Origin of the sequence: Paracidovorax citrulli (genome assembly GCF_900100305.1) — a bacterium.
GTDB lineage: Bacteria > Pseudomonadota > Gammaproteobacteria > Burkholderiales > Burkholderiaceae_C > Paracidovorax > Paracidovorax citrulli.
In genome coordinates this window covers 1-11788 of the sequence record NZ_FNEY01000031.1, presented here as the reverse complement: position 1 = coordinate 11788, position 11788 = coordinate 1, and the positions used below count along the sequence as shown (strand labels likewise).

20 protein-coding genes are annotated in these 11788 nt (G+C 66.3%); 3 read left to right on the top strand and 17 right to left on the bottom strand.

The features are described 5' to 3' along the window. The first annotated feature begins 207 nt into the window (after nucleotides 1–207). A complete protein-coding gene (locus BLR99_RS18095; protein WP_017438741.1) occupies nucleotides 208–1014 on the top strand; it encodes a TorF family putative porin in 807 nt (268 codons plus the stop codon). 30 nt (nucleotides 1015–1044) lie between these two features. On the opposite strand, the gene ptsP is transcribed toward BLR99_RS18095, so the two are convergent. From ptsP to BLR99_RS18075, 4 genes are read right to left on the bottom strand one after another with little or no spacing between them, the layout of a single operon-like run. Then, entirely contained in the window at nucleotides 1045–2823 is a 1779-nt protein-coding gene (gene ptsP / locus BLR99_RS18090) for a phosphoenolpyruvate--protein phosphotransferase (RefSeq protein WP_046059929.1), read from the bottom strand. A gap of 55 nt (nucleotides 2824–2878) precedes the next feature. After that, on the bottom strand, nucleotides 2879–3148 hold the full coding sequence (locus BLR99_RS18085; RefSeq protein WP_011793537.1) for an HPr family phosphocarrier protein: 270 nt from the start codon (nucleotides 3146–3148) through the stop codon (nucleotides 2879–2881). After that, nucleotides 3117–3569, bottom strand: coding sequence for a PTS sugar transporter subunit IIA (locus BLR99_RS18080; protein ID WP_017439710.1), 453 nt, complete (start codon nucleotides 3567–3569; stop codon nucleotides 3117–3119). The genes BLR99_RS18085 and BLR99_RS18080 overlap by 32 nt, the downstream gene beginning before the upstream one ends. Nucleotides 3570–3588: 19 nt before the next feature. Further along, the gene (locus BLR99_RS18075) at nucleotides 3589–4158 is read right to left on the bottom strand and encodes a hypothetical protein (protein ID WP_011793535.1); all 570 of its coding nucleotides are present in this window, start codon (nucleotides 4156–4158) and stop codon (nucleotides 3589–3591) included. Between the two features lie 201 nt (nucleotides 4159–4359). Between BLR99_RS18075 and BLR99_RS18070 the strand changes: the two genes are divergently transcribed. After that, on the top strand, nucleotides 4360–4863 hold the full coding sequence (locus BLR99_RS18070) for a peroxiredoxin family protein (RefSeq protein WP_041827719.1): 504 nt from the start codon (nucleotides 4360–4362) through the stop codon (nucleotides 4861–4863). Between the two features lie 143 nt (nucleotides 4864–5006). After that, a complete protein-coding gene (locus BLR99_RS18065; protein ID WP_017438402.1) occupies nucleotides 5007–5498 on the top strand; it encodes a GNAT family N-acetyltransferase in 492 nt (163 codons plus the stop codon). 78 nt (nucleotides 5499–5576) lie between these two features. On the opposite strand, the gene BLR99_RS18060 is transcribed toward BLR99_RS18065, so the two are convergent. The 13 genes from BLR99_RS18060 to BLR99_RS18000 all read right to left on the bottom strand — a co-directional run. After that, nucleotides 5577–6083, bottom strand: a complete 507-nt coding sequence (locus BLR99_RS18060; protein WP_011793532.1) for a peroxiredoxin — start codon at nucleotides 6081–6083, stop codon at nucleotides 5577–5579. Between the two features lie 140 nt (nucleotides 6084–6223). Then, nucleotides 6224–6493: a 30S ribosomal protein S17 gene (gene rpsQ / locus BLR99_RS18055; RefSeq protein WP_011793531.1), complete on the bottom strand. Its 270-nt coding sequence runs from the start codon at nucleotides 6491–6493 to the stop codon at nucleotides 6224–6226. A gap of 9 nt (nucleotides 6494–6502) precedes the next feature. After that, nucleotides 6503–6700, bottom strand: coding sequence for a 50S ribosomal protein L29 (rpmC, locus tag BLR99_RS18050; protein ID WP_011793530.1), 198 nt, complete (start codon nucleotides 6698–6700; stop codon nucleotides 6503–6505). 16 nt (nucleotides 6701–6716) lie between these two features. Then, nucleotides 6717–7133 (bottom strand): 50S ribosomal protein L16, encoded by a 417-nt coding sequence (gene rplP / locus BLR99_RS18045; RefSeq protein ID WP_011793529.1) that lies wholly within the window; start codon nucleotides 7131–7133, stop codon nucleotides 6717–6719. Between the two features lie 2 nt (nucleotides 7134–7135). After that, nucleotides 7136–8017 carry a 30S ribosomal protein S3 gene (gene rpsC / locus BLR99_RS18040; RefSeq protein WP_011793528.1) on the bottom strand — a complete coding sequence of 294 codons (882 nt, stop codon included), beginning with the start codon at nucleotides 8015–8017 and terminating at the stop codon, nucleotides 7136–7138. Between the two features lie 15 nt (nucleotides 8018–8032). Beyond that, on the bottom strand, nucleotides 8033–8365 hold the full coding sequence (rplV, locus tag BLR99_RS18035; protein WP_011793527.1) for a 50S ribosomal protein L22: 333 nt from the start codon (nucleotides 8363–8365) through the stop codon (nucleotides 8033–8035). Between the two features lie 10 nt (nucleotides 8366–8375). Beyond that, nucleotides 8376–8654: a 30S ribosomal protein S19 gene (rpsS, locus tag BLR99_RS18030; RefSeq protein ID WP_011793526.1), complete on the bottom strand. Its 279-nt coding sequence runs from the start codon at nucleotides 8652–8654 to the stop codon at nucleotides 8376–8378. 10 nt (nucleotides 8655–8664) lie between these two features. Next, nucleotides 8665–9489 (bottom strand): 50S ribosomal protein L2, encoded by an 825-nt coding sequence (gene rplB, locus BLR99_RS18025; protein WP_011793525.1) that lies wholly within the window; start codon nucleotides 9487–9489, stop codon nucleotides 8665–8667. Beyond that, complete coding sequence (gene rplW / locus BLR99_RS18020) at nucleotides 9490–9804, bottom strand: 50S ribosomal protein L23 (RefSeq protein ID WP_011793524.1); 315 nt, start codon at nucleotides 9802–9804, stop codon at nucleotides 9490–9492. Then, on the bottom strand, nucleotides 9801–10421 hold the full coding sequence (rplD, locus tag BLR99_RS18015; RefSeq protein WP_011793523.1) for a 50S ribosomal protein L4: 621 nt from the start codon (nucleotides 10419–10421) through the stop codon (nucleotides 9801–9803). Before rplD ends, rplW begins: the two co-directional genes overlap by 4 nt. Next, nucleotides 10421–11095, bottom strand: a complete 675-nt coding sequence (gene rplC, locus BLR99_RS18010; RefSeq protein ID WP_011793522.1) for a 50S ribosomal protein L3 — start codon at nucleotides 11093–11095, stop codon at nucleotides 10421–10423. Before rplC ends, rplD begins: the two co-directional genes overlap by 1 nt. A 259-nt stretch (nucleotides 11096–11354) precedes the next feature. Further along, nucleotides 11355–11666, bottom strand: coding sequence for a 30S ribosomal protein S10 (rpsJ, locus tag BLR99_RS18005; RefSeq protein ID WP_003059431.1), 312 nt, complete (start codon nucleotides 11664–11666; stop codon nucleotides 11355–11357). 23 nt (nucleotides 11667–11689) lie between these two features. Continuing rightward, nucleotides 11690–11788 (bottom strand): EF-Tu C-terminal domain-related protein (locus tag BLR99_RS18000; RefSeq protein WP_491904499.1); only part of this gene is annotated, 99 nt, incomplete at its 5' end.

The following is an 11788-nucleotide window of genomic DNA, read 5'->3' as shown; positions in this document are numbered from 1 at the left end:
GGGCGATGGAGGCATTCTGGAAAAGCCCGCGTAAAAAGTGTGCACAGCTTCCCAGGGCGCCCGTAAACGCGGCGTAAAAACGGGTGCGGCGCCGCCCACATTGATGCCGCCTTGACGCCGCGAGCATGCCTTTTGACACCGTTTTGACGGCGGCCTTCCTACGCTGGCGGTTTTCCTCACCGCGTCGCCCCGGGCGGCGCATTTCCCATGCAACGCACGCACCGCATCGCCCTCCCCGCCACGCTCCTCGCCGCCTGCCTCGCCGCGGCGCCCGGGGCCCGCGCACAACTCACCGGCAACCTGGCACTCACCACCAACTACAAGTTCCGCGGCCAGGACCAGGACATGCTCAAAAGCGACGGCTTCGCCCGCGGCAGCGCCTTCAAGCCTGCCGTGCAGGGCGGCCTGGACTACGCGTTCGGCGATACCGGCTGGTACGTGGGCACCTGGAATTCCAGCGTGCACTGGCAGCGCGGCAACCGCCTGGAGAGCGATCTCTACGGCGGCTGGCGCTTCAAGGCCGGGCCGATCGACGTGGATCTCGGTGCCATGGCCTACCTCTACCCCGGCAACCGGGCGGGCAACACGCGCGAGGTGTACACGAGCGCCGGCTACGGCAACGACACCCTCGGGCAGTTCACGCTGAAGTACGCCCACACCGTCTCCCGCGACTACTTCGGGTATGCCGGCGCCAGCGGCGGCTCCGGCCTCTCCGGCCGCGGCACCGGCTACACCAGCCTGGCCTACAGCCGGGAACTGGTGCCCCGGCTGACGCTCAAGGCGGCCGTCGGATATACCCGCATGTCCGGCGACATCCGATCGCTCGGCCTGCCGAGCTATGCGGACTACCAGTTCGGTGCGTCCTGGGATTTCGGCGACGGCCTGCTGCTCGCCGGCGCCGTGCAGGGCGCCACTCGCGGGGATGCCTACGCCGCCGCCACCGGCCCAGGCGACGCGGGCCGCACCTCGCCGAACCGGCGCCGCTTCATCGCCACGCTGACGAAGAACTTCTGAGACGGCCCCAGGTGCCCGCCGGCCGGCAGGTCAGCCGCCCAGCACGTCGGCCGGGCTGTCGGCGTCGATCACCGTGCGCGCCCAGGGCGCGAGCTTGCGCGTGTCCGAGCGCAGCACTTCCTGCTTCACGGCCAGGATCTGCGCGGGATGCATCGAAAAGCTGCGCAGCCCCAGGCCCAGCAGCAGTTTCGTCATGGACACGTCTCCCGCGGCCTCTCCGCACAGGCACACGCTCTTGCCCTGGCGGTGGCCTTCCGCGATCACGTCTGCCACCAGTTGCAGCACCGCCGGGTGCATCGGGTCGTAGAGATGCGCCACGCTCTCGTCGGCCCGGTCGATCGCGAGCGTGTACTGGATCAGGTCGTTCGTGCCGATGGAGAGGAAATCGAAGTACTGCAGGAAGCGGCGCACGATCAGCGCCGCCGCGGGCACCTCGATCATCGCCCCCAGCCGCACCGGCCCGTAGGATGCACCGCGCGCATCCAGCTCGGCGCGTGCCATGTCCACCTGCGCCAGTGTCTGCCGGATCTCACCGACGTGCGCGAGCATCGGGAACAGCAGGTTCACCGGCCCGTGCGCGGCCGCGCGCAGCACGGCCCGCAACTGCGTGCGGAACATGGTCGGATCGGCCAGGCTCCAGCGGATCGCCCGCAGGCCCAGCGCCGGATTGAGGTGGCTGGCTGCCTCCTTGGCGGCCTTGTGGTCCAGCGGCTTGTCCGCGCCCACGTCGATGGTGCGCAGCGTGACGGGCAGGCCCTGCATTCCCTCCACCGCGGCGCGGTAGGCCTGGTACTGCTCCTCCTCGCCCGGCAGGTGGCCGCCCCGGCCCATGAACATGAATTCGCTGCGGAACAGCCCCACGCCCGCCGCGCCGGCACGCACGGCGGCCGCGGCATCGGCCGGCTGCTCGATGTTCGCCAGCAGTTCGATGCGCTCGCCGTCGAGCGTCACCGCCGGCGTGTGCCGCAGGCGCGACAGCCGTTCGCGCTCCAGTTCGGTCTGCCGCTGGCGGAAGCCGTACTCGGCCAGGATGATCGGCGACGGATCGACGATCATGATGCCCGCATCCCCGTCGATGATCACCCAGTCGTCCTGCCGCACCAGCTGGCTCGCGGCACGCGCGCCCACCACGGCGGGAATGTCCATGCTGCGCGCCACGATGGCCGTGTGCGAGGTCTTGCCGCCGACGTCGGTCACGAAGCCCGCGAACACGCTCTGCTTGAACTGCAGCATGTCGGCCGGCGAGAGATCGTGCGCCACCAGCACCAGCGGCACGTCCACCATGTCGCACGGCAGCAGGTCCTGCTGCAAGCCCAGCGCGGCGCTGCCGCGGCGCGGACTGCAGGGCGGCGGCGCGACGGGGCTTGCCACCCCCTTCATGTGCCGCAGGATGCGCTCGACCACCTGTTCCAGGTCGGCCTTGCGCTCGCGCAGGTATTCGTCCTCCATCTCGTCGAACTGGCGCGCGATGATCTCCAGTTGCGTGGTCAGCGCCCATTCGGCGTTGTAGAGGCGGTCCGTGATCCAGTGCTTGACGCCGCTCACCAGCGCCTCGTCCTGCAGCAGCATCAGGTGCACGTCCAGCAGCGCGGCGAGCTCGGGCGGAGCATCGGCCGGCAGCTCGGCCTGAAGGCGCTGCAGCTCCTCGACCACGGCATTGCGCCCGTTGCGCACGCGGATGATCTCCGCGCGCACCTGCTCGGGCTCGATGAAATAGTGCGCCACGTCCACCCGGCTCGACGCCACGAGCACCGCGCGCCCGATGGCGATGCCCCGGGCGACGGCCAGGCCGTGGACGGCGAATGTCATCGGGGGTCTCCGTAACGGGCTGCTGAACGGGTTGCTGAGGGGGTCATTCCCGGACTCACTCCCCCTCGCCGAACTTGCCGTCGATGAGCGCGCGCAGCGCGTCCATCGCTTCCTGCTCCTGAGGGCCGTCGGTCTCGATCGAGACTTCGGTGCCGATGCCCGCGGCCAGCATCATCACGCCCATGATGCTCTTGGCATTCACGCGGCGCTCGCCCCGGGCCATCCACACCTCGCAGGGAAAGCTGCCCGCCAGTTTGGTGAGTTTGGCGGATGCCCGGGCGTGCAGGCCCAGCTTATTGCTGATGGTGATATTCGTCTTGATCATGGTGGGACCGTCGTGTCTGGTTCTGTGGCGCGGCCACAGCGACCTGCATCACCCCCTGGGTGCCGCCCGCGATCGCGCGGGCGACGAGCGCCTCGGGCGGCTCGCGACGGTAGCTCACCGCGCGCAACAGCATAGGCAGGTTCACCCCGGTGACAAGCCGCGAGCGCTCCCCGTCCACGAGGCGCTGGGCCACGTTGCACGGTGTCGCGCCGAACACGTCCGTCAGCACGAGGATGGGAGCGTCCCCGCCCGCCCCGTCGAGCAGGATGCGCGCGGCAGCCAGCGTGTCCTCCGGAGGGGCATTCGGATGCACGTCGAGCGCCAGGATGTCGTCGGCGGTATCGGGGAACACGTGCAGGGCGCAGGCGCGCAGCGCATGGGCCAGCGGGGCGTGGGCGATGAGGAGGATGCGCGTGCTCATGGGGAATCGATGGGCCGCATTATCGCAATGCGAGCCCGGGGAAGAACGTGTCCGCCACCGCAGCCCGCGGTTGCGGGCTGTAGATCACCGCGTGGTAGAGCCGCATTCGCGGCCCATCCCCTGCGGCTTCGGCCCGGGCGAACCATGCGGCATCCATCGCCACATCGGCCCCCTGCCCGGGCGCCGCACCGTGCGCCTGCAGGCGCACGGACTGCGGCAACTGCAGCGCGCCGCGGGGCGTGAACGGGACGCCAGCGCCTGCCGTGTCCGCCGCAACGCCGATACGCGCCAGTGTCGCCGCGCGCCACTGCGCGAGCACCACGCCCGCTTCGGCGGCGCCAGCGCCCTGCGGCAACACCATGTGGGATACGGCGAAGGTGGCGCCATCGGCATCGCAACCGGCCATGGAAAGCTCCACGGAGCGCCCCTGCAACTCGACGGGCCGCACGGCACGCTCCGGTTTGCACGGAAGCAGCGCGGTCAGGCCGGCTTCGTCCATCCGGACGGAGCGCCAGTCCAGCGACGGGCTGCAGCCCCCCAGCGACAGGGTGCCGGCCAGCAGGATCCGGAGCATGCGGTTGCGCGACATCCGGACATTATGGGCGGCCACACCGACGACCCGGCGCATGGCAGGCCCCCTGCGGCATTGATGCGCATCAAGCCCGAACTTTTCTGCCGGCCGCATGCTCCACCAGCGGCATGCGCCGGGCGGCCCTGTCCGGCACAATGGCAGCCGTGCGCCGCGTTGCGCGCACCACGCGGCCAGAACGGACGGACGGAAGGAGGCATGATGGGCTTGAAGCATTGGATCGGCGCCGCCGCGGTCGCGGCCTTCGTGGGCGTGGGCGCTTTCGTCTTCCTGGGCGCGGGGCGCTCCCAGGCCCCGGATTCCACCTTCGTGCTGCTCGACGGCAGCCGCCAGACCACCGCGGACCTCCGCGGGAAGGTCACCCTCGTGAATTTCTGGGCGACCAGTTGCACCACCTGCGTGGCCGAGATGCCGCAGATCGTGTCCACCTACGGCAAGTACCGCGACCGCGGCTTCGAGACGCTGGCCGTGGCCATGAGCTACGACCCGCCGAGCTACGTAGTGAACTTCGCCCAGACGCGCCAGCTGCCCTTCAAGGTGGCCATCGACAACACCGGCACCGTGGCCAAGGCCTGGGGCGACGTGCGGCTCACTCCCTCGACCTTCATCGTGAACAAGCGCGGCGAGATCGTGAAAAGCTACGTGGGGGCCCCGGACTTCGCGGAACTCCACCAGTTGATCGAGCGGCTCCTGGCCGAGACCTGAAACGGCGCCGCACCTGCCGGCAACAGGGTCGGGGCGCCATGGGGGAACGTGATGCCCCGCGCGGCATGGACCCCGGGCCGGCAGCATGGCCGTCAGGGCATGCCGTTACACTGTTTCCCACCGCCACCCTCCCGACGCTTCCCGTGGACCAGCCCTCCATCGCGCTCCTCACGCCCTCCGAGCCCACCGAAATGGAGCCCGTGCGCGCCATCTTCCGGGAATACGGCGACAGCCTGGGTATCGATCTGCAGTTCCAGGATTTCGATGCCGAGCTGGCACACCTGCCCGGCGACTATGCCCCGCCGCGCGGGCAGATCCTGCTGGCCGAGGTGGGCGGTGCGATCGCGGGATGTTGCGCCCTCCGGCCGCTGGACACCGCCGACTACCCGAACGCAGCCGAGATGAAGCGACTGTACGTGCGCAAGGCGTTCCGCGGATTCGGCCTGGGGCGGCAACTGGCGGAAGCCATGCTGGACGTGGCGCGGCAGGCGGGATACGCCAGCGTGCTCCTGGACACGCTGGACGGCATGGAGTCCGCACGGGCCCTCTACGCCGACCTGGGCTTCGAGGAAATCCCGCCCTACTACCACAACCCCATCGCCGGCTCGCACTATCTCAAGGTCGATATCGACTGAGAGTGGCCCCCGGACAGCGCCTGGAGCGGTTCACGCGATCCGGCGAAGCGGTTCTGCCGAGGGGTGTGTGAGCTGTTCTCAGCCGCGGGCCTGGGCCAGCAGCGTGTCGGCGTCGCTCACCTCGAACTTGCCGGGCGCCTCGATGTTCAGCGAAGCCACCTTGCCGTCCTTGACCAGCATGGAATAGCGGTTGCTGCGCAGGCCCAGGCCCTTGCCGTTGAGGTCCAGCGTCAGGCCGGTGGCCTTCGCGAAGGCGGCATCGCCATCGGCCAGCATGCGCACCTTGCCGTCGGTCTTCTGGTCACGCGCCCAGGCGCCCATGACGAAGGCATCGTTGACGCTCAGGCACCAGATTTCGTCCACGCCCGCCGCCTTGAAGGCCTCGGCCTGCTCGACATAGCCCGGCACGTGCTTGGCGGAGCAGGTGGGCGTGAAAGCGCCCGGCACGGCGAACAGCGCGATCGTCTTGCCGGCCGAGGCCTTGGCGACGTCCACGGGGTTGGGGCCGATGCTGCAGCCTCCGCCCTCGACTTCCGAGTATTCCATCAGCGTCACGGCGGGCAGCGCTTCTCCGATCTTGATCATGCTTTCTTCTCCAGTTGGGTAGGTGGTGGATGGGCCAGCCGGCGCGCCGCGGACGCGGGCATCGGCGCCGGAAATAAAAAAACGGCCCACGATTGTGGGCCGTTTTTGGAGGGCGTGCCGCCTGGAGGGTGGAGAACCACTCAGACCAGGGCAGCCTTCTGGACCAGGCGGGTCGCAACCCAGTTCTTGGTCTTGGAGAGCGGGCGGCTTTCCGTGATCTCGATCGTGTCGCCCAGCTTGTACTCGCTGTTCTCGTCGTGCGCGTGGTACTTGCTCGACTTGATCACGATCTTGTCGTAGATCGGGTGCTTCACGCGGCGCTCGACGAGCACCGTCACGGTCTTTTCGCGCTTGTCGCTGACCACCTTGCCAACCAAGGTGCGCTTGAGGGATTTTTTAGCTTCCGTCATGTCGGCTCCTTACTTGGCGGCTTGCTTTTCAGCAAGGATGGTCTTGGCGCGGGCGATGTCGCGGCGCGTGGTGCGCAGCGTGCCCGTGTTGCCCAGTTGTTGCGTGGCCTTCTGCATGCGCAGGCCGAAATGGGCCTTCTGCAGCGACTTGATCTCGGCCTCCAGGCCGGCGACGTCCTTCTGGCGCAGTTCAGCAGCTTTCGTCATTTGTCGATTCTCCTGATCAGGCGCCGATCTGGCGGCTCACGAACGTGGTGCGCAGCGGCAGCTTGGCGGCAGCCAGGCGGAACGCTTCGCGCGCCAGCTCTTCAGGAACGCCCACGATTTCGAAGACGATCTTGCCGGGCTGGATCTCGGCCACGTAGTACTCGGGGTTGCCCTTGCCGTTACCCATCCGCACTTCTGCGGGCTTGGTGGAAATCGGCTTGTCGGGGAACACACGGATCCAGATGCGGCCGCCACGCTTCACGTGGCGGGAGATCGCACGGCGTGCGGCTTCGATCTGGCGGGCCGTCAGGCGGCCACGGTCCGTGCACTTCAGGCCGAAGTCACCGAACGCCACCGAGTTGCCCCGGGTGGCGACGCCGGTGTTACGGCCCTTCTGCTCTTTGCGGTATTTGCGACGAGCGGGTTGCAGCATCGTTATTCTCCTTTGCCGTCCGCTGCTGTAGCGGGCGCGTCAACCTTGCGAACGCGCTTAACGGCGGTTGCGTCGGTGCCACCGGCACCAGCGGGCTTGTCGCTGCCATCGGCCGGAGCGGCATTGCCACCCATGGGACGACGGGGACCACGGCCTGCACCGGCACGGTCGCCACCAGGGCGGCCGTCACGGCGGGGACCGCGGGGGCGGCGCTCTTCTTCCGGACGGGGCGTCTCGACCGCCGGCAGGTCGTTGCGGCCCAGCGTATCGCCCTTGTAGACCCACACCTTCAGACCGATCACCCCATAGGTGGTGAACGCTTCGGAAGTGCCGTAGTCGATGTCGGCGCGCAGGGTGTGCAGCGGCACACGGCCTTCGCGGTACCACTCGGTACGGGCGATTTCGATGCCGTTCAGGCGACCAGACGACATGATCTTGATGCCCTGGGCGCCCAGGCGCATCGCGTTCTGCATCGCACGCTTCATGGCGCGGCGGAACATGATGCGCTTTTCGAGCTGCTGGGTGATCGAGTCGGCGATCAGCTTGGCATCGATTTCGGGCTTGCGCACTTCCTCGATGTTCACTGCGACCGGCACGCCCAGGCGGGAGGCGAGTTCCTTCTTCAGGTTCTCGATGTCCTCGCCCTTCTTGCCGATCACTACGCCGGGGCGTGCCGAATAGATCGTGATGCGGGCGTTCTTGGCAGGACGCTCGATCAGGATGCGCGACACGGCGGCGTTCTTGAGCTTGGCCTTCAGGTACTCGCGCACCTTGATGTCTTCGGCCAGCATGCCGGCGAAGTCACGGTTGTTCGCGTACCAGCGGCTGGCCCAGTTGCGGCTCACGGCCAGGCGGAAGCCGGTAGGATGGATTTTCTGTCCCATATTCTTCCTTTGGCCTCAGTTGCCGACCGTCACGTACACGTGGCAGGTGGGCTTGCTGATGCGATTGCCGCGGCCCTTGGCACGGGCCGTGAAGCGCTTGAGCGTCGTGCCTTGTTCGACGTAGATGGTCTTGACCTTCAGTTCGTCGATGTCGGCGCCGTCGTTGTGCTCGGCGTTGGCGATGGCGGACTCCAGCACCTTCTTCACGATCACGGCAGCTTTTTTCTGCGTGAACGTCAGGATGTTCAGGGCCTGGTCAACCTTCTTGCCGCGGATCAGGTCCGCGACCAGACGGCCCTTGTCCACCGACAGGCGGACGCCACGGAGGACAGCACGTGTTTCAGACATGTTCTGCTCCTTACTTCTTCTGGACCTTCTTGTCCGCGGGGTGACCCTTGAAGGTGCGCGTCAGGGCGAATTCGCCCAGCTTGTGGCCCACCATCTGGTCGGTGATATAGACAGGCACGTGCTGCTTGCCGTTGTGGACGGCGATGGTCAGGCCGATGAACTCGGGCAGGACCATGGAGCGGCGCGACCAGGTCTTGACTGGCTTCTTGTCCTTGGTGGCGACGGCCTTCTCGACCTTGGCCAGCAAGTGGTGGTCAACAAACGGACCCTTTTTGAGAGAACGAGTCATTTGTTATCCCTTACTTCTTGCGGCGCGACACGATCATGACCTGTGTGCGCTTGTTGTTGCGGGTGCGATAACCCTTGGTCAGATTGCCCCAAGGATCGACAGCATGGCGGCCTTCGCCAGTACGGCCTTCACCACCACCGTGCGGGTGGTCGATCGGGTTCATGGCCACGCCGCGGACGGTCGGGCGGATACCCATCCAGCGCTTCACACCGGCCTTGCCCAGTTGGCGCAGGCTGTGCTCTTCGTTGGCGACTTCACCGATGGTGGCGCGGCACTCGATGTGGATCCGGCGCACTTCGCCGGAGCGCATGCGCACCTGGGCGTACGTGCCTTCGCGGGCCAGCAGCGTGGCGGACGTGCCGGCGGAACGGGCGATCTGGGCACCGGCACCGGGCTTGAGCTCGATGCAGTGGATCGTCGAACCCACGGGAATGTTGCGGATCGGCAGCGTGTTGCCCACGCGGATCGGGGCCTCGGAGCCGCTCACGATGGTGGCGCCGACTTCCAGATTGCGGGGAGCGATGATGTAGCGGCGCTCGCCGTCGGCATAGCACACCAGGGCGATGTGGGCCGTACGGTTCGGGTCGTACTCGATGCGCTCGACCTTGGCCGGGATCGCATCCTTGTTGCGCTTGAAGTCCACCACGCGGTAGTGGTGCTTGTGACCACCGCCCTTGTGGCGGGTGGTGATGTGACCGTTGTTGTTGCGGCCGGACTTCTGGTGCTGGGGTTCCAGCAGCGCAGCGAAAGCCTCGCCCTTGTACAGGTGGTCACGCGTCACCTTCACCACGGCACGTTGGCCGGGCGAGGTGGGTTTCATCTTGATGACTGCCATTTAAGCGGCCTCCCCGGACAGGTTCAGCTCCTGACCTTCCTTCAGCGTCACATAGGCCTTGCGCACGTTGTCGCGGCGGCCGATGGTCTTGCCAAAGCGCTTGGTCTTGCCTTTGGTGTTCACCACAGAAACGCCCTTGACCTCGACCTTGAACATCAATTCCACGGCGGCCTTGATTTCGGGCTTGGTTGCGTTCTGCAGCACCTTGAACGTCACAGCATTGGACTTCTCGGCAACCATGGTGGCCTTCTCGGACACGATGGGAGCGACCAGAACCTGCATCAGACGGCCTTCGTCAAACTTGGTCGTGCTCATGCGAACATCTCCTTGAGTTTGTCGATAGCGCCCTTGGTGACGAGCACTTTCTTGTAATGCACCAGCGACACCGGATCTGCATAGCGCGGTTCGACGACGAACACGTTCTTCAGGTTGCGGGAAGCGAGGTACAGGTTTTCGTCCACTTCATCGGAGATCACCATCACCGATTGCAGGTTCATGGCCTTGAACTTGTCGGCCAGCACCTTGGTCTTGGGCGTTTCCACCTTCAGCGAGTCCACCACGGCCAGGCGGCCTTCGCGGGCCAGCTGCGACAGGATGGACGCCATGCCGGCGCGGTACATCTTCTTGTTGATCTTCTGCGTGAAGTTTTCTTCAGGCAGGTTCGGGAAGATGCGACCGCCCCCACGCCACAGCGGCGAGGAGGTCATACCGGCACGTGCGTTGCCGGTGCCCTTTTGCTTGAAGGGCTTCTTGGTCGAGTGACGAACCTGTTCGCGGTCCTTCTGCGCGCGGGTGCCCTGGCGGGCGTTGGCGCGGTAGGCCACGACGATCTGGTGGATCAGGTCTTCGTTGTACTGGCGATCGAACACGGTTTCGGGCACGTCGATCTTGGACGCGGCCTGGCCTTGGTCATTCAGGAGTTCGAGCTGCATTAGTTCGCTCCTTGGGAAGCTTTGGCCTTGACGGCGGGACGCACGGTCACGAAGCCACCCTTCGAGCCCGGAATGGCGCCCTTGATCAGGAGGAGCTGGCGTGCCTCGTCGACGCGGATGACGTCGAGGTTCTGCGTGGTGGTGGTGGCGTCGCCGAGGTGGCCCGTCATGCGCTTGCCGGGGAACACGCGGCCGGGATCCTGCGCCATGCCGATCGAGCCGGGCACGTTGTGCGAGCGGCTGTTACCGTGCGACGCGCGTTGCGAGGCCATGTTGTGGCGCTTGATCGTGCCGGCGTAGCCCTTACCGATCGAGGTGCCTTGCACATCGACTTTCTGGCCCACGGAGAACACGTCCGCCACGGGCACTGCGGCACCGGTGGCGTACTTGCCAGCGGTTTCTGCGGTCACGCGGAATTCACGGATGATTTCACCGGCTTCCACACCTGCCTTGGCAAGGTGGCCGGCTTCGGGCTTGGTCACGCGAGATGCCTTGCGCGAACCGAACGTGACCTGCAGGGCCACGTAGCCATCGTTCTCTTGGGTTTTGACCTGGGTCACGCGGTTGTTGGACACATCCACCACCGTGACGGGCACTGCGTCCCCGTCATCGGTGAACAGACGCATCATGCCCACCTTGCGGCCCAGCAACCCGAGGGAGTTGCTCAGACTCATTGGTTGTTCTCCAAAGCTTCCGCCGCCCCGACTTCAATTGGCCAGGACGTTTGCACGACGGGCGCAGGCCTCGACGGCTTGGCACCAATGTGCGCGAAAGAAGGTTGATAAAACTCCGCAGCCCTGCACCCCGCTTTATTCGGAGCGCAAAAATGCGAAGCCTCAAAGTATAACGCGGACCGCCTTTGCAGGCAAGTCCGCGTTGGAAGCACGGCACGCTCCAGCCGGAGCGCGCCGCACGAATGGCCGCAGTGGGGGATTACTGCAGCTTGATCTCGACGTCCACGCCAGCCGGCAGGTCGAGCTTCATCAGCGCGTCAACCGTCTTGTCGGTGGGATCGACGATATCCATCAGGCGCTGGTGCGTGCGGATTTCGAACTGGTCGCGCGACGTCTTGTTGACGTGGGGCGAGCGCAGGATGTCGAAACGCTTCATGCGCGTCGGCAGGGGCACGGGGCCCTTGACGATGGCGCCGGTGCGCTTGGCGGTATCGACGATCTCGGCGGCGGACTGGTCGATCAGCTTGTAATCGAAAGCCTTCAGGCGGATACGGATCTTTTGCTTGGACATGGCAGATTCCTTATTGCTCGAATTTAAGCAATGATCTTGGCCACGACGCCGGCGCCGACCGTACGGCCGCCTTCGCGGATGGCGAAGCGCAGGCCTTCTTCCATGGCGATGGGGTTGATCAG